This is a genomic window from Actinocorallia libanotica (genome assembly GCF_039525175.1).
In the GTDB taxonomy this organism is placed as follows: Bacteria; Actinomycetota; Actinomycetes; order Streptosporangiales; family Streptosporangiaceae; genus Actinocorallia; species Actinocorallia libanotica.
In genome coordinates this window covers 1-15,219 of sequence record NZ_BAAAHH010000076.1, presented here as the reverse complement: position 1 = coordinate 15,219, position 15,219 = coordinate 1, and the positions used below count along the sequence as shown (strand labels likewise).

General features: G+C 71.9%; 18 protein-coding genes. 6 read left to right on the top strand and 12 right to left on the bottom strand.

The window, feature by feature from the left end:
* On the bottom strand, positions 1 to 215 hold a 215-nt coding region (locus ABD140_RS39025), incomplete at its 3' end, for a heterodisulfide reductase-related iron-sulfur binding cluster (protein ID WP_344247947.1).
* A gap of 257 nt (positions 216 to 472) precedes the next feature.
* Here ABD140_RS39025 and ABD140_RS39020 point away from each other — a divergent pair.
* Entirely contained in the window at positions 473 to 1,360 is an 888-nt protein-coding gene (locus ABD140_RS39020; RefSeq protein ID WP_344247945.1) for an NAD(P)-dependent oxidoreductase, read from the top strand.
* 16 nt (positions 1,361 to 1,376) lie between these two features.
* Here the strand turns inward: ABD140_RS39020 and ABD140_RS39015 are convergent, their stop codons facing one another.
* A complete protein-coding gene (locus ABD140_RS39015; RefSeq protein ID WP_344247943.1) occupies positions 1,377 to 1,814 on the bottom strand; it encodes an ATP-binding protein in 438 nt (145 codons plus the stop codon).
* 113 nt (positions 1,815 to 1,927) lie between these two features.
* Between ABD140_RS39015 and ABD140_RS39010 the strand changes: the two genes are divergently transcribed.
* The 3 genes from ABD140_RS39010 to ABD140_RS39000 are packed head-to-tail and all read left to right on the top strand — an operon-like array spanning position 1,928 to position 3,137.
* Positions 1,928 to 2,734, top strand: coding sequence for a helix-turn-helix domain-containing protein (locus ABD140_RS39010; RefSeq protein WP_344247941.1), 807 nt, complete (start codon positions 1,928 to 1,930; stop codon positions 2,732 to 2,734).
* The gene (locus ABD140_RS39005; RefSeq protein ID WP_344247939.1) at positions 2,734 to 2,913 is read left to right on the top strand and encodes a DUF397 domain-containing protein; all 180 of its coding nucleotides are present in this window, start codon (positions 2,734 to 2,736) and stop codon (positions 2,911 to 2,913) included. Before ABD140_RS39010 ends, ABD140_RS39005 begins: the two co-directional genes overlap by 1 nt.
* Positions 2,910 to 3,137 carry a DUF397 domain-containing protein gene (locus ABD140_RS39000; RefSeq protein ID WP_344247937.1) on the top strand — a complete coding sequence of 76 codons (228 nt, stop codon included), beginning with the start codon at positions 2,910 to 2,912 and terminating at the stop codon, positions 3,135 to 3,137. Before ABD140_RS39005 ends, ABD140_RS39000 begins: the two co-directional genes overlap by 4 nt.
* A 107-nt stretch (positions 3,138 to 3,244) precedes the next feature.
* Here ABD140_RS39000 and ABD140_RS38995 read toward each other — a convergent pair whose 3' ends face one another.
* The 3 genes from ABD140_RS38995 to ABD140_RS38985 are packed head-to-tail and all read right to left on the bottom strand — an operon-like array spanning position 3,245 to position 5,207.
* On the bottom strand, positions 3,245 to 4,198 hold the full coding sequence (locus ABD140_RS38995; RefSeq protein WP_344247935.1) for a phage baseplate protein: 954 nt from the start codon (positions 4,196 to 4,198) through the stop codon (positions 3,245 to 3,247).
* A 15-nt stretch (positions 4,199 to 4,213) separates the two neighbouring features.
* Entirely contained in the window at positions 4,214 to 4,753 is a 540-nt protein-coding gene (locus tag ABD140_RS38990; RefSeq protein ID WP_344247933.1) for a DUF7822 domain-containing protein, read from the bottom strand.
* Positions 4,754 to 4,790: 37 nt separating this feature from the next.
* On the bottom strand, positions 4,791 to 5,207 hold the full coding sequence (locus ABD140_RS38985) for a nuclear transport factor 2 family protein (protein WP_344247931.1): 417 nt from the start codon (positions 5,205 to 5,207) through the stop codon (positions 4,791 to 4,793).
* Between the two features lie 136 nt (positions 5,208 to 5,343).
* Here ABD140_RS38985 and gndA point away from each other — a divergent pair, with 136 nt between their 5' ends.
* A complete protein-coding gene (gene gndA, locus ABD140_RS38980) occupies positions 5,344 to 6,783 on the top strand; it encodes an NADP-dependent phosphogluconate dehydrogenase (RefSeq protein WP_344247929.1) in 1,440 nt (479 codons plus the stop codon).
* Positions 6,784 to 6,812: 29 nt separating this feature from the next.
* On the opposite strand, the gene ABD140_RS38975 is transcribed toward gndA, so the two are convergent.
* Complete coding sequence (locus ABD140_RS38975) at positions 6,813 to 7,187, bottom strand: DMT family transporter (RefSeq protein ID WP_344247927.1); 375 nt, start codon at positions 7,185 to 7,187, stop codon at positions 6,813 to 6,815.
* Between the two features lies 1 nt (position 7,188).
* Entirely contained in the window at positions 7,189 to 7,929 is a 741-nt protein-coding gene (locus tag ABD140_RS38970; protein ID WP_344247925.1) for an SDR family NAD(P)-dependent oxidoreductase, read from the bottom strand.
* Between the two features lie 88 nt (positions 7,930 to 8,017).
* Between ABD140_RS38970 and ABD140_RS38965 the strand changes: the two genes are divergently transcribed.
* A complete protein-coding gene (locus ABD140_RS38965; protein WP_344247924.1) occupies positions 8,018 to 8,644 on the top strand; it encodes a TetR/AcrR family transcriptional regulator in 627 nt (208 codons plus the stop codon).
* 115 nt (positions 8,645 to 8,759) lie between these two features.
* Here ABD140_RS38965 and ABD140_RS38960 read toward each other — a convergent pair whose 3' ends face one another.
* The 5 genes from ABD140_RS38960 to cydC all read right to left on the bottom strand — a co-directional run.
* Entirely contained in the window at positions 8,760 to 9,935 is a 1,176-nt protein-coding gene (locus ABD140_RS38960; protein WP_344247923.1) for a low temperature requirement protein A, read from the bottom strand.
* A 264-nt stretch (positions 9,936 to 10,199) separates the two neighbouring features.
* Positions 10,200 to 11,714: an MFS transporter gene (locus tag ABD140_RS38955; protein ID WP_344247922.1), complete on the bottom strand. Its 1,515-nt coding sequence runs from the start codon at positions 11,712 to 11,714 to the stop codon at positions 10,200 to 10,202.
* Positions 11,715 to 11,891: 177 nt separating this feature from the next.
* Positions 11,892 to 12,041 (bottom strand): hypothetical protein, encoded by a 150-nt coding sequence (locus tag ABD140_RS38950; RefSeq protein ID WP_344247921.1) that lies wholly within the window; start codon positions 12,039 to 12,041, stop codon positions 11,892 to 11,894.
* Between the two features lie 102 nt (positions 12,042 to 12,143).
* Entirely contained in the window at positions 12,144 to 13,553 is a 1,410-nt protein-coding gene (locus ABD140_RS38945; RefSeq protein WP_344247920.1) for an FAD-binding oxidoreductase, read from the bottom strand.
* A 90-nt stretch (positions 13,554 to 13,643) separates the two neighbouring features.
* The coding region (gene cydC / locus ABD140_RS38940) for a thiol reductant ABC exporter subunit CydC (protein WP_344247918.1) at positions 13,644 to 15,219 on the bottom strand (1,576 nt) is incomplete at its 5' end.

Sequence of the window (15,219 nt, the reverse complement as noted above, 5' to 3'; positions counted from 1 at the left end):
ACGGCCTCGTGGTCGGAGAAGGTGCGGGTGAACGACTCCACCATCGGCAGTGCCTGTTCGGGGTAGCCGGTGTTGAGATGCATCTGCCCGCAGCACGTCTGCCCCTCGGGGAAGACGACCTCGTGTCCCAGTCGTTCCAGCACCGAGACGACGGCCCTGCCGGTCCCGGGGAAGAGCGTGTCGTTCACGCAGGTGAGGAAGAGCGCTATCTTCACGGCGCCGTCGATTCCCGGACGGCGGGTTCCAGTAGGGATACGGCCCGTCGGCGCGTCGGTTCCGTGGCGGTCACGTGTTTCACCCTTCCCACTCCGGCCACTTCTACCGCTGCTTCTCCGGACGGTGGAAAGGACGCGGACGACGCTTGACTTGAAGTGAGGTTCAACTTTTAACGTACTCATGATCGACGAGTCGCGGCGGCCGGAGGCCCGGCCCCGCCCGGAGGCCCGGCCCCGCCCGGAGGGAAAAGATGATCATGAGTGTGAAGAACGACGCTGCTCCGCGGCCCGTGACCGTGCTCGGCCTCGGAGAGATGGGTTCCGCGATCGCGGTCGTCCTCCTGGCGGCCGGGCATCCGACCACGGTGTGGAACCGCACGCCGGAGAAGGCCGAGGCACTGGTGGCCGACGGCGCCCGCAGGGCGGCGACGGTGCGCGACGCCATCAGCGCGAGTGAGACGGTGCTCGTCAACGTCAAGAGCGCCGCCGCCGTCGACGCGATCCTGGGGGAGGCGAAGGACGTACTCGCCGGACGCGCGGTGGTGAACCTGACGGACGGCACGTCCGCCGAGGCGAGGGAGACGGCCCGCTTCGTCGCCGAGGCGGGGGCGCGGTACCTGCACGGCCAGATCATGACGATCGTTCCGGGCCTCGGCCATCCGGACTCCGTGGTCTTCTTCGGCGGAGAGGAGTCCGTGTACGACCGCCACCGCCCGCTGCTCGACCTTCTGGGCGGCAAGGGGACGCTGGTCGCCGCCGACCCGGGAGCGCCGGTCCTCTACGGCATGGCCGTGCACGGCACCATGTGGGGCATCCTGAACGGCTTCCTGCACGCCGCCGCACTGCTGAAGGACGAAGGCGTCGAACTGAAGCGCTTCCTCGACCACGCGGGCCCCTCCCTCTCCGCGCTCACCGCGTTCCTTCCGTCGATCGCCGACGAGGTCGACCGGTCCCAGCACGCCGCGCAGTACGGCGCCCTGCGCCACCACCTCCCGTCCATCGAGGACCTGCTCCGCGAGAGCCGGGCCAGGGGCGTCGCCGACCACCTCCCCGCCCACACCCTCGCCCTCGTCACCGAGGCCGTCGCCGACGGCCACGCCGACGACGGCTATTCGCGCCTGATCGACGGCTTCCGCACCCGCTGACCTCCCGGTCCGCCGCTCAGGCGCGCAGCCTCGCCCAGACGACCTTGCCGCGGCCGTCCGGCAGCGGGTCCGCGCCCCAGGCGGCGGACAGGGCCCCGACGATCCCCAGCCCCCACCCGCCGTTGAGATCGAAGTTCTCCTCCCGCAGGTCCAGGTCCTCAGGCCGGAGCTCGACGAGCGGCGCCGGAGCACGGAGCAGCCTCGGGCAGGGATCGGCGACGCCGATCACGATCCCGCCGGCCTCGCGGTCGCAGCCCACCGTGATCCGCCCGTCCGCGGGGGTGACCGACACGGCGTTGGCGACCAGCTCGGCCAGCACGAGATGCGCGTCGTAGCGAGCGTCCTCGCCCACGCCCCAGGTGAGCAGCCGCTGCTCGACCAGGCTCCAGGCCAGCCCCGCACTCGCCGGAGAAGCCGCCATCGGTAGCCGCCACCCGCCCGTCATGAGCCCCATGCCCCACCCCGCTCTCGTCACTTTACGTATTCGGAAGACAAGGATGAGTGAGCGCGGATAGCTTGTCGCCGTTCCACGTAACTCCTGTAACAAGGCGGCACAGCGGAGGACCCATGGCGACCAGCCCGCCCCCCGACCCCAAGACGTCGATATGGGCGTGGATCGCCTCCACCCTGCGCTTCCACCGCACTCGGCGGGGCCTGTCCGGCGACGCCCTGGGCCGCATCCTCAACTGCTCCAAGGCCACCATCTCCCGCCTGGAGACCGGCATCACCGAACTCGACGAGCGCCAGGCCGCCATCCTCGACAGGACATGGGACACCGGCGGCCTGTTCACCACCATGCTCTGGTACGCCCGCCTCGGCCACTCCCCGAACTGGCTCCAGCAGTACATCGACGTGGAAGCCGTCTCCTCGGTCATCAGGGCCTGGGAGTCCACGCTCGTTCCGGGTCTCCTGCAGACGCCCGACTACGCGAGAGCCGCTCTGCAGGCGGGAAATGTGCCGGACGTCGAGGCGGCATTGGCGGCCCGGATGGCGCGGCAGGAGATCCTCGAGCGAGAGGATCCGCCCGTGCTCTGGATCCTGATCCTGGAGAGCCTGCTGGAGATCCCTGGTGGAGGGCGCGCGGTCATGCGCGCGCAGATCGCCCACCTGCTGGAGGCGTCCCATCGGCCGAACGTCGGTCTGCGGGTGATCCCCAAAGAGACCGGTCTGCATTCGGGGCTGGACGGCCCCTTCATGATCATGACCACCGGTTCCGGCGACGTGGCCTACGTGGAGGCTCCCGGAGGGGGAAGGCTGGTGCCCAGCCAGTTGGAAGTGCAGTCCTATGTCCTTCGATATGACCGCATCAGCCAAGAGGCCTTGCCTGCGGGGCTTTCGCGGGATCTGATGAAACAAATCATGGAGGCCATGTGATGACACGAGTCGTCTGGCGCAAGAGCAGCCGGAGCACCACCCAGGGCGGAGCCTGCGTAGAGGTAGCCAGGCTCGGCGCCTCCGTCGGCGTCCGGGATTCCAAGAACCCCGATGCCGCTCATCTGCCGGTGGCCGTGAGCGCTTTCACCGACCTGCTGCTGCGCATCAAGCGCGGTTGAGGGATAGTCGGCGCCCTGAGACGGAAGCGTTGACAGTAAGAGGCTTCTGGCGCAGGTCCAGTTACAGCGGCGCGCAAGAAGGAGCCTGCGTAGAGGTCGCCGGGCTCGGCGGCTCCGTCGGTGTCCGGGATTCCAAGAATCCCGGTTCCGCGTATCTCACGCTCTCCGGCGGTGCTTTCGCGGGTCTGCTGTTCCACCTCAAGCACGGTGACCCGGACCTTTGAGGACCGGCGCGGACACCGCAGCCCACACGTTCGAGGCCCTGAGGCGGCCGCCTCGGCCTTCATCTCGCCTTCGCTGTCGAACAGCTGAGGCAGTGGGTTCGCCGGGGTTATTTCAGCGTGCTCTTGTAGAAGAGGCTGGTGCGTCTGTGGGGGGAGGAGCCGGAGGAGAAGCCGAAGACGAGGCGGGGGCGGCCGGAGGCGAGTTGGATGGCGATGCCCTCGGGTTCGCGTTTGTCGGTCAGGAGCGACTTGCCGGCGCGGGTGTGGAACCTGCCTCGGCGGTCGGAGCGCAGGTCGACCCAGTGGAGGAGGGTGTCGTCCTTCGACTGGGCGCCGGAGAGCAGGTAGGCGTACTGGCCTAGGCCGGTGAAGCCCTGGTTGGGGGAGGCGGCCGGGTGGTCGGGGAGGGCGCGCTCGGCCAGGACGTTCGCCGGACCGAGACGGCCCGCGCGGGCGTCGGCGAGGGAGAAGACGGCGACGCGGGGGCGGCTGGAACCGTCGCGGAACCGGACGAAGAGGCGGTCGTAGAGCGGGTCGATCGCCGGTTGCGGGTTCTTCTTCAGGTTCGGGAGCTTCGGCGTCCGGTCCTGGACACCGGCCGAGGCGGGTTTGATCGTCTTGCCGTTGGCGAACTTGAAGCGGGCGATGCGGGTGCCGAAGCCGGACTTCGGGTTGGCCTTCGACTCCGTCCAGAGGTAGACGGCGCCCTTGTACGGCTCGACGCCGATCGCCACGCCGTGCCCGAAACCGCGCAGGACCATCCAGCCGAGGTGGCGGCCGGTCGCGGTCGTGCGGGTGACGATCAGGTCGCCGGTCGTGGAGCCGGCCTTCACCTGGACGAAATAGATCTCCTGCCGGGTGTTGTCCCACGCGAACGACTGCATGATCCAGCTGCCGCTGCGCAGCGGCTTGCGCCACAGCAGCGTCGGGGACGGCGTCGCCAGCTCGAAGCGCTTGGACGCGGGGATCTCGGCGTGCGCCGCTCCCGGTACGAGCAGGGATCCCGCCCCGGCCGCGCCCAGGAGCAGCGCCCTGCGGCTCACCAGGGAGTCAAGGTTCATGCCGTCCGGTGCCTTTCAGTCCGTGGGAAAGGAGTAGTACAGGTGGTCGGCGTAGAAGGACGCGAAGTGCGTCGACCAGTCCTTGCGGAGCTCGTCCAGCCAGGCCGCCTCCCGGCCGTCGAGGGCGGACCGGGCCCGGGTGACGGCGGGCTCGATCCGGGTGTCGATCAGGTCCTGGGCCGCGGTGTCCAGGTCGTCCTCGACGAGGCTGAAGATCTCGCCGGGCTCCAGGAGGAAGTGGCGGGACCTCTGCTTCTCCAGGTGCTGCGCGGTGCGCAGGACCATGGCGTCGAAATCCTCCCGGTCCGCGATCTCCCCCTCGCCCACCAGGCGGAGCAGGCCGAGGAGGAGGTCGGCGCCGGGGTCGTAGTCGGCGGTCAGGCCGACCGGCGGGTTCCAGATCATCGACGGGGCGGCGGCCGTTCCGTGCCCGGCCAGGAGCAGGTGGGCCAGCGGGACGTCCCAGGCGTGCTCGGAGACGCACCTGACGGGGCGGGGGATGTCGTCCGCCGTCGGCAGGGAGTCGGCCGCGTAGAGGTAGGAGCGATTCGCCATGGACCGAGGTTAGTACGAAGATCACTCAGATCTGTCGCTATTCGTCGTCCATGTCGCAGACCTTCCACTTGCCGTCCTGCTTCCTGAGCGAGGCGACACCGGGCTCGGTGAGGGACCTGCCGTCCTTGGCCAGGGTGAGGGAGAGGAAGACGCGGGCGGAGTCGCCGGTCACCTGCTCGTCGTTGATCTTCCAGGTGACCGCGCCCTCGTCCTGCGGGATCGTGAGCTCGTCGCCGAGTCCGTGGTCCGCGCAGATCAGGGACTCGACCTTGGCGCGGTCGCCGCTGCGCGCGGCCTCCAGGAAGTCCTCGGTCACCGAGGACGGCCCGGCGGAGGAGGACAGGAGGCCGATGAGCAGGCCCGCGACCAGGACCGCGGCGAGGGCGCCGCCGAAGACGAGGAGCAGCTTGTTCTTGGGGGCGGGGGCGGGGACGGCGGGGGGAATGTCGTTCATCCGTCTCTTCCTGGGAGCAAGATCGTCTGATGGCGAGTCTTTCTTACGGTGTCGGATCCTTTCTGTCCAGTCGGCTTTTTCCGCCCGGCGGGAGGGGAAGGGTCCTGCGGGAGGCCGAGAGCGGAGGGGGAGGGCATTGACCGCGAAGAGCCGTATCGGGGTGACGGGACTGGCCGTGATGGGGGCGAACCTGGCCCGCAACATCGCACGGCGGGGCGTACCGGTCGCCGTTCACAACCGTACGACGGAACGGACGCGGGAGTTCGTGCGGGAGTACGGGGACGAAGGCGCCTTCACGGCGGCCGAGACGGTGGAGGAGTTCGTCCGGGCGCTGGAGCGGCCGCGGCGGATCATCATCATGGTCAAGGCGGGCAAGCCGGTCGACGGGGTGATCGACGAGCTCGCGCCGCTGCTCGACGAGGGGGACATCCTCATCGACGGCGGCAACTCGCACTTCACCGACACCCGCCGTCGCGTCGAGCGGTGCGCGCGGGACGGGCTGCGGTTCATCGGGACGGGGGTGTCCGGCGGCGAGGAGGGAGCGCTGCTGGGGCCGAGCATCATGCCCGGCGGGGACCGCGGGGCCTACGCCGAGGTGGAGGACGTCCTCACGAGTATCGCGGCGCAGGTCGACGGGACGCCGTGCTGCACGTACGTGGGGCCGGACGGTGCCGGGCACTACGTGAAGATGGTGCACAACGGCATCGAGTACGCCGACATCCAGCTCATCGCCGAGGCCTACGACCTGCTCCGCCACGTCGCCGGCCTGGACGTCCCGGCGATCGCGCGGACCTTCGAGGAGTGGAACTCCGGCGACCTGGAGTCCTTCCTCGTCGAGATCACCGCGAAGGTCCTGGCCAAGACCGACGAGCGGACCGGCGGCCCGCTCGTCGACGTCGTCCTCGACGAGGCTGAGCAGAAGGGCACCGGCCGCTGGACCGCGCAGGACGCCCTGGAACTGGGCGTCCCGCTGACCGGCATCACCGAGGCCGTGTACGCCCGCACCCTGTCCGCCCTGCGCGAGGAGCGGGGCCGCGCCTCGTCCGTGCTGCGCGGCCCGGTGCCGGAGAAGGGGGGTGTCCGCGCCGACCTCGTCGACGACATCCGTCAGGCGCTGTACGCCAGCAAGGTCGTCGCGTACGCGCAGGGCTTCGCCCAGATGCACGCCGCCTCACGCGCCTACGACTGGGACCTGGACCTGGGCGCGATGGCGACGATCTGGCGCGGCGGCTGCATCATCCGCGCCCGCTTCCTCGACCGCATCCGCGACGCCTACGCCGAGCACCCCGACCTGGAGAACCTCCTGACCGTCCCGTACTTCACCGACGCCGTGGCCGGCGCCCAGGACGCGTGGCGCCGCGTGGTCATGACGGCGACGGAGCGCGGCGTCCCGATCCCCGCGTTCTCCTCCTCCCTGTCCTACTACGACGGCTACCGCCGCGAACGCGGCCCGGCCGCCCTCATCCAGGTCCTGCGCGACTTCTTCGGCGCCCACACCTACCGCCGCGTCGACGCCGAGGGCGCCTTCCACACCCGCTGGGCCCAGGACGGCACGGAGGTCCGCACCGACACCTGACCGGCCCGTCCGGTTCTCCGCCCCGCCGTTCAGGCCTGGACGTCCCGGGTGGCGGCGGCGTCCGGAAGGGCGCCGCCGGTGCCGTCCGGCTGGTGTCCGACCGCCTTCAGACCGATGACTCCGACCAGGATGAGCACGAGGAAGGCCAGGCGCGCGGGGGAGGCGCTCTCGCCGGACGAGATCCCCGCCGCGGCCACGCCGACGGCGCCCAACCCCACCCAGACGGCGTAGGCGGTCCCCATGGGGAGGCTCTTGAGGGCGAGGCCGAGGAGCACGAAGCTCGCCGCGGCGGTCGTGATGCCGAGGGCGGCGAGCCCGGGCCGGGAGAATCCGTCGGAGCGGCTGAGCGCGATCGCCCAGACCGGTTCCAGGAGCCCGGCGGCGAGGAGAAGGAACCACGCCATGTCAGGCGGTCACCCCGGCGTCCACGGCGATGGACGCGCCGGTGATGTTGCGTCCGCCGGGTCCGGCGAGGTGGGCGACGGTGTGGGCGACGTCCTCGGGGCTGTTGTAACGGCCCAGCGCGGTGAAGGACCGTTCGAGGTCGGCGTCCTCGCCGTCGGCGGGGTTCATCTCGGTGTCGGTCGAACCGGGGTGCACGAGGTTGGCGGTGACGCCGCGCGGGCCGAGATCGCGCGCCAGCCCTCTGGTGAGTCCGATGAGCGCGGACTTGCTCATGGAGTAGAGGCTGACACCGGGGTAGGGCACCCGTTCGGCGAAGCTGCTGCCGATGCTGATGATCCTGCCCCCCTCGCCCAGATGCGGGATCGCCGCCCGGACGGCCAGGAACACCGCCCGCACGTGCAGGTTCAGTGTCTCGTCGATGGCTTCGATGCTCGCCTCCTCGGGCGCTCCGCCGTGGAAGACGCCCGCGTTGTTCACCAGGATGTCCAGCCTCCCGAACCGGGCGACGGTCGCCGCGACGGCCTCGGCCGCGGCCCCGGTGCCGGTGAGGTCGGCCTGGATCGCCAGTCCGCGCCGTCCCCCCGCCTCGATTTCGGCGACGACGCCGTGCGCCCGGTCGGCCGCGGCGGCGTAGGTCAAGGCGACGTCGGCACCGTCCCCTGCCAGCCGCAGCGCGATCGCCCGGCCGATGCCGCGGCTTCCGCCGGTCACCAGCGCCACCCGCCCGGTCAGTGCGGTCATGTACGCCTCCATTAATCGGAATCGATTCCGTTTAGTGGAGACTAAGCGGAACGGGTTCCGATTGCAAGCCGGGAAAGGAACTGGTTCGGTGGTGCGCGTGAACGACGAGGCGGACGGCGCGCTCGGCGGACGCCCGGCCGAACGGGCGGACGCGGCGCGCAACCGGCGGCGCATCCTGGACGCCGCGGCCCGGCTGATCGCGGACGAGGGAGTCGACGCCCTGTCGGTGCACGCGGTCGCGGAGGCGGCGGGCGTCGGCGTGGGCACCCTCTACCGGAGGTTCGGCGACCGCGCCGGCCTGGCGCGCGCGCTCCTGGACGACAGGGAGCGGCGCCTGCAGGAGTCCCTTCTCCGGGGAGCCCCGCCGCTGGGCCCGGGCGCGCCGCCTTCGGAGCGGATACGCGCTTTCCTGCACGCCCTGGCCGACCGCACGGACGAGCAGATCGGCCTGCTGCTCATGGCCGAGATGAACGCGGCCGAGGACCGCTTCGGCGGCGCCTACGCCGTCCACCACGCCCACCTGTCCATGCTGATCGTCCAGGCGCGCCCCGGCGCGGACGCGCCCTACCTGGCCGACGCCCTCCTCGCTCCCTTCGCGGCCAACCTCTTCACCCACCAGCGGGCCGCGATGTCCTTGGACCGCATCAAGAGAGGGCTCGACCAGCTCCTGGAAGGCCTCGCCCCGACACCCTCGGCAGAGGGGCACCGCCGGTGAGAGCGCCGGCGTAGGCGCACGAGAGGCGGGCGCCACCGCGAACGCGGGGACGCCCGGAAGCACCGTCAAGGCAGAGGACCCCTGGCCGACGCTGAACGGAGGTCCACGCCGGCGCCTAGGCGAAGTCGACCTCGTTGTCCTCGGAGCGGCGGGAGGAGGCCAGGTCCCAGACCGGCACCATGATGAGCACCAGCAGTGCGGCGAGGGCCAGCAGGATCGGGGAGAGCAGCGGGTACACGGCGGCCAGGACGGCCAGCAGGGCCAGGGCCGTCAGCCTCGGGCGCGACCAGCGGCCGAAGACGTTGCGGGTGAACAGCAGGTGCCCGGCGAGGAACAGGGCCGCGCCGCCCAGGACGGTCGCGGCGGTGCCGGCCGTGGTGTGGCCGGTGGGGTGGACGATGACGAGCTCGTCGGCGACCGCGGAGACGATGATCCCGGCGACCATCGGGATGTGCCCGTAGGTGTAGGCGTTGCGGCCGATCCGGCCCGGGTCGGGGCAGGCGGCGATCGCCTCCGCGGAGGCCTCGGCCGTCCGGTCGAAGTAGATCCACCAGAAGGCCACCGAGGAGAGGAAGGCCACGGCGAAGGCGGCGGTCTCCGCCGGGCTGGAGGAGTGCTCGGAGTAGGTGACGCCGGTGAGCAGCACCGACTCGCCGAGCGCGATGATGATGAAGAGCTGGCAGCGCTCGGCCATGTGGGCGCCGTCGATCGAGGACCAGTCGGCGGTGGTGGAGCGGCCGAGGCCGGGGACGAAGTACCCCCTGGACGGCCCGGCGAGGTCGACGAGGACGGCCAGGACCCACAGGACGACGAGGGCGGTGCCGCCGAGCACGGCGCCCGCGGTCCACAGCGCGCAGGAGACCGCGAACCAGCAGAGCATCCGCTGGAAGGTGGGGGCGAGCGGAGACCCGCGCGAGGCCAGGAGGGCGTAGAGCGTGCGCCCGAACTGGACGGCGGTGTAGCCGAGGGCGAACCACAGCGCGCGTCCCTCGAACGCCTCCGGGATCGCCGCCGCCATGAGCAGGCTCGCCAGCATCACCCCCGTCAGCACCGTGCGGAAGACCGGATGGTCGGGGTCGAACCAGTTCGTGGTCCACGTGGTGTACATCCAGCTCCACCAGACCGCCAGCAGCAGCAACCCGGTCTGCAGCGCGTTCTCCGGCGTCAGGCCGCCCAGGAGCCGGTGGGAGAGCTGGGTGACGGCGAACACGAAGACGAGGTCGAAGAACAGCTCGAAGAAGGCGACCTTCGTCGATCCGGCGTCCGCACGTTCGCGCAAGGGGGACGGCATCCGCCCAACCTAACGACACCCGTCCCCGCGGCCACCGGCACGGGGTTTCGCCCCTGGAGGGCGTGTCACCCCGGTTCATCGGAACAGACCGGCATCATGCGGCCGGAACGGACCGGCATCGTGCGGCCGGAACGGACCGGCATCGTGCGGTTGGGGCGGCGGCCGCCGGGAAGGCCGCGGTGCGGGTGAGGCGGCCGCCGCCCGGGAAACGACGAGCCTCCGCCCCGGCGAAGGGGGCGGAGGCTCGTCGTGGTGGAGCGGAGGTCAGCCCATGTGGACGGCGGCGCCGTTCTCGGACTGCTTCTGGCGGGGGGTGTTGACCGCCGACAGGACGACGGCGAACGCCGCGATGAACAGGGCGGCGGCCACCAGGAAGGCCGTGGTGTAGCCGTGGGTGAGGGCCTCGGCGGCCTTGGCGAGCAGCGGGAGGTCGCTCGTCGCCGCGGCTTGGAAGAACCGCTCCGAGGCGTGGGGGAGCAGGTCGTTCGCGGCCGTGGTGGAGATGGTGCTGAGCACCGCCAGGCCCAGGGCGCCGCCGATCTGCTGCGTGGTGTTCAGCAGGGCCGAGGCGATGCCCGCGTCCTGGTCCTGCACCCGGCTGACGGCGGCCAGGGTCATGGGGACGAAGCTGGCGCCCAGGCCGACGGCGGTGACGAACATCGCGGGCATGAGGTGCGTGAGGTAGGGCGAGCCGGGCTCCAGCGTGGAGAACCAGTACATGCCCGCGGCGGCGATCAGCAGGCCGGGCGCGGCGATCTGGCGGGGGGCCAGGCGGGTGACGAGCTGGGAGCCCACGCCCGCGGCGACGGCCATGCCGAAGCTGAACGGCAGGTAGGCCAGGCCCGTCTTGACGGGGCTGTAGCCGTGGACCTGCTGGAGGTAGAGGGTGAGGAAGTAGAAGGTGGCGAACATGCCCGCGCCGATGAACAGCACGGTGGTGTTGGCGCCCGCGCGGTTGCGGTCGGCGAAGAGGCGCAGCGGCATCATCGGGTGGGTGGAGCGCCGCTGGATCACCAGGAACACCGCGAGCAGGACGAGCGCGCCCGCGAGCGAGGCCAGGGTCAGCGTGTCGGTCCAGCCGGCCTCGCCGCCGCGGGTGATGCCGTAGACGAGGGCGAGGAGGCCGCCGGTGCCGGTGCCGGCGCCCGGGACGTCCAGGCCGCCGGTGTTGCGCTCGCCCTCGGCCAGGATCTTCGTCCCGGCCAGGACGACGAGGCCGATGGGGACGTTGACGAACATCACCCAGCGCCAGTCCAGGTAGTCCGTCAGCACCCCGCCCAACAGCAGGCCGACGGTCGAGCCGATGCCCGCCATCGCGGCGTAGACGCCCATGGCCTTGTTGCGCGGCTTGCCCTCGGGGAAGTTCACGGTGATCAGCGACAGCGCGGTGGGCGCGGCGATCGCGGCGCCCACGCCCTGCAGGATGCGCGCGGCGATGAGCTGCACGTCGTTCTGCGCCAGGCCGCCCAGCAGGGACGCGACGGTGAAGACCGCGAGCCCGATCCGGAACATGCGGCGCCGTCCGAAGAGGTCACCGGAGCGGCCGCCGAGCAGCAGCAGGCCGCCGAACGCCAGCGCGTAGGAGTTGACCACCCAGGCCAGCCCGGAGGCCGACATGCCGAGGTCGGTCTGGATGCTCGGCAGCGCGATGTTGGTGATGGTGCCGTCCAGCACGACCATGAGCTGCGCCGCCGCGATCACCACCAGGGCCAGGCCGGAGTGCGGTGGGGCGGAGTCCTCCTCCCGGTCGGGAAGGGTCTTGTGCAGCGTTGGTGACACGGGGGGACTCCTGGGGATCGGAAATCTGTTCGAGGGGAGAACAGTACAAGGAGCCCCTGACATTTTCGGAGCGGTTTTTCCCGGCCACGAGGCGCGGTGCAGGCGGGACGCGGCGCGGACGTGTCCGAGATCACCGGAAGGGGGCGCCGGAGTCCCCGGGCGCCCCCTTCCGGCGTGTCAGCGCCGCCGTCCGCCGAAGCGGTGGAGCAGCCCCCGGACCCGCGCCTGGTTGCGCGGGTCGCGGGCGTACCGCTCGGCCCTCATCCGGGCCTGCCGCCCCTGCGGACTGTTGAGGAAGCGTCGGATACGAGTGATCACGGAAGCCATATCGTCCTCCTTGCCACGCCGGATGGACACCGGCCGTCCACCTTCTCCAACGGCGGTCCCCCCGCACCCGTTCCCTGTACGGCCCCGGACCTCGCGTTCGCCTCATCCGGCCCCGGCCCCCGCCTTCGCGGCGGGGCGGATGTTCTGGTTGATGTGGAAGAGGTTGGCGGGGTCGTAGCGGGACTTGATCTCGGCGAGGCGGTCGTAGTTGCCGCGGTAGGAGGCCCGGACGCGGTCGCGGGGTTCGTCGTTCATGAGGAAGTTGACGTAGGCGCCGCCGGCGGAGGTGGCGTGGAGTTCGGACCAGTAGTCGCGGGCCCACTGGGTGATGCGGGGGGCGTTGGCGGGGTCGGGGTCGATGCCGACGATGACGCCGGCCCAGCCGCCGTCGCGGTAGGCGAAGGGCGTGGCGTCGGGGGCGACGCGGGTGACGGCGCCGTCGATGGGATAGAGGTGCATGGTGGACAGGCCGGTGGGCAGCAGCTCGCCGTACTTGCAGTGCACGTCGATGGCGGCGTCGGAGATCTCCTCGTAGAAGTCGGCCTTCCAGTACCACTGGAGGCCCGCGGGCAGGAGGGCGTCGAACGCGCTCTGCAGCACGTCGAACGGCATCGGGTGCAGACCCGTCAGCAGCGGGGAGCCGTAGGAGCGGACGGGGGCGAGGACCTCCTCGGCCCGGTCGTGGGGGCCGGTATAGCACCACATGATCAGGCAGACCTTGCGGCCCCACAGCTCCTCGGGGAACGGCGGGGCGGGCGCGACGGTGGCCAGGCCGAGCCAGCCGCTCAGCGTCTCGGGCAGTGACGGCAGCAGCTCCCGGTACCAACGCATGACGTCGGCGGTGTCGACGAGGTCGTACATGACGGGGCCGCCGATGATCGTGCCGTGCTCGCCGATGTCGTGGCAGCGGAACGTGAACGAGGTGACGATCCCGAAGTTGCCGCCGCCGCCCCGCAGCGCCCAGAAGAGGTCGTCGTGGGCGCCTTCGCGGGCCGTCACGAACGAGCCGTCGGCGAGCACCACGTCGGCGGAGAGCAGGTTGTCGACGGTGAGGCCGAACCGCCGGGCGAGCTGGCCGATGCCGCCTCCGAGCGTCAGGCCGCCGACCCCGGTGGAGGCCACGAAGCCCGACGGGGTGGCCATGCCGAACTCGACGGTCGCGTGGTCGACGTCGCCCCACACGCAGCCGCCGTCGACCCGCACCCGGTGCTCCTCGGGGCCGACGGTGGTGCTGCGCATCGCCGACAGGTCGACGACCAGCGCGTCGTCCCACACGCCCAGCCCGCCGGCGTTGTGGCCGCCGCCCCGGACGGAGAGCTCGACGTCGTGCTCGCGGGCGAAGCGCACGCACGCGATGACGTCGGCGACGTCCCGGCACCGCGCGACCGCGGCGGGCCGCCGGTCGATCATCGCGTTGTAGACGGCGCGCGCCTGGTCGTATCCCGGATCCTCCGGCCGCACCAGCTCCCCCCGCAGAGCCCCCGCCAGCCGTCCGTACGCGGCGTCGGTCATGGTCCTCCCCTTCCCGCAGCCCATCCCTCCGGAAATCCCCACCCGCCCGGTCCCTACGCCCGCAAAAGCGCATATATAGGTCTATTTCGGTTAAATACGGGCCATTTCGCCTCCCGTGGTGAGGGCCTCGGCGGCGAGGAGGTCGCGGTAGGGGCCGGGCGCCGCGGCCAGCGCCGTGTGCGGGCCGCGCTGCACGACGCGCCCGCCGTCCATGACGACGATCTCGTCGGCGTGCCGGAGGGCGGCGAGCCGGTGGGAGACCAGGACGACGGTGCCGCCGCCGGGAAAGGTGAAGAGGTCCCGGACGAGTGCGTCGGCGGTGGCGGCGTCGAGGCCCTCGGTCGGCTCGTCGAGCAGCAGGACCCCGGGGTCGGCGAGGAGGGCGCGGGCCAGGAGCAGCCGCCGCCGCTGCCCGCCGGACAGGGACCCGGGGGCGATGGGGGTGTCCCGGCCGAGCGGCAGGGCCTCGACGTCGTCGAGGAGCCGGGCACGGCGGAGCGCGTTCGTGAGCTCGGTGTCGGTGGCGTCCGGGCGGGCCAGCAGCAGGTTCGCGCGGACCGTGGTGGTGAAGACGTGCGCGTCCTGGGCGAGCCCGCACACGGCGCGGCGGACGTCGTCGGGCGCGTACGACGGCAGGGCGGAGCCCGCCAGCAGGACGGCGCCCCCGTCCAGCGGCACGGCACCGGACAGCGCCGCCAGCAGGGTGCTCTTGCCGGCGCCGCTCGCACCGACGACGGCGATCCTCCGGCCGCGCTCCACGCGCAGGTCGACCTCCTCCAGCGCCGTCCGCGCGCCGTAGCGGACGGTGGCGCCGAGCAGTTCCACCCGCAGCGGCCCCGGAGGCACCCGGCGGGGGTCCGCCGGGCCGGACGGCTCCGGAATCCGCAGCAGGCCCGCGATCCGCCGTGCCGCGGGCCAGACCGACACGCCCTGCTGCGCCGCCTCGCCCAGCGGCAGCACCATCTCGACGGCCACCAGCGCGGTGAGGACGAGCATCGCCGTCGCCACCGTCCCGGCCTCCCGGACGGTCAGGAACACGGCGAGCGCGGTGGCCGTCTGGAAGACGAGCCCCAGCGCCGTCACCGTGTCCGCGACCAGCGCGTCCCTGCGCTCCAGCACCGCGAGCCGCGCCGCCGCCCGCCCGGCCACCGCCCGCGCGGCGGCCGCGGCACCGTGGACGGCCAGCTCATCGGCGCCCTCGACGAGGTCGAGCCAGGCCGCGGCGAGCACGTCCCGCTGCGCCGCCACCGCTCCGCCCGTCCGGCGCGACGCCAGAGCCGCCGCGAGCGGAAGGAGCACCCCCGCCGCCACCAGCCCGGCCGCCAGCACCGCCCCCGCACGCGGATGCACGACCACCACGAAGGCGAGCCCGGCACCCCCGCCGAGCAGCGCCCCGGAAGCGGGCAGCAGGCAGCGCAGCAGCAGGTCCTGGACGCAGTCGACGTCCGAGAGCATCCCGTTCAGCGCGGCGGCGTCCCCGCCCCGCCACCGCCCGCGCCCCAGCGCCGCGAACAGCCGGACCCGCACCTCCGCCAGCAGCCCCAGCGCCGCGTCATGACCCGCCAGCCGCTCCGCGTACCGGAACACCCCCTTGAAGATCGCGCACCCGCGCACCACCACGATCGCCAGGCCTACGTGCTGCGCCGCCCCCTGCGCAAGACAGCGT

Coding starts and splice junctions, on each gene's coding strand:
- ABD140_RS39020 (WP_344247945.1), top strand. CDS start 473: ATGAGTGTGAAGAACGACGCTGCTCCGCGGCCCGTGACCGTGCTCGGC.
- ABD140_RS39015 (WP_344247943.1), bottom strand. CDS start 1,814: ATGGGGCTCATGACGGGCGGGTGGCGGCTACCGATGGCGGCTTCTCCG.
- ABD140_RS39010 (WP_344247941.1), top strand. CDS start 1,928: ATGGCGACCAGCCCGCCCCCCGACCCCAAGACGTCGATATGGGCGTGG.
- ABD140_RS39005 (WP_344247939.1), top strand. CDS start 2,734: ATGACACGAGTCGTCTGGCGCAAGAGCAGCCGGAGCACCACCCAGGGC.
- ABD140_RS38995 (WP_344247935.1), bottom strand. CDS start 4,198: ATGAACCTTGACTCCCTGGTGAGCCGCAGGGCGCTGCTCCTGGGCGCG.
- ABD140_RS38990 (WP_344247933.1), bottom strand. CDS start 4,753: ATGGCGAATCGCTCCTACCTCTACGCGGCCGACTCCCTGCCGACGGCG.
- ABD140_RS38985 (WP_344247931.1), bottom strand. CDS start 5,207: ATGAACGACATTCCCCCCGCCGTCCCCGCCCCCGCCCCCAAGAACAAG.
- ABD140_RS38975 (WP_344247927.1), bottom strand. CDS start 7,187: ATGGCGTGGTTCCTTCTCCTCGCCGCCGGGCTCCTGGAACCGGTCTGG.
- ABD140_RS38970 (WP_344247925.1), bottom strand. CDS start 7,929: ATGACCGCACTGACCGGGCGGGTGGCGCTGGTGACCGGCGGAAGCCGC.
- ABD140_RS38960 (WP_344247923.1), bottom strand. CDS start 9,935: ATGCCGTCCCCCTTGCGCGAACGTGCGGACGCCGGATCGACGAAGGTC.
- ABD140_RS38950 (WP_344247921.1), bottom strand. CDS start 12,041: ATGGCTTCCGTGATCACTCGTATCCGACGCTTCCTCAACAGTCCGCAG.
- ABD140_RS38945 (WP_344247920.1), bottom strand. CDS start 13,553: ATGACCGACGCCGCGTACGGACGGCTGGCGGGGGCTCTGCGGGGGGAG.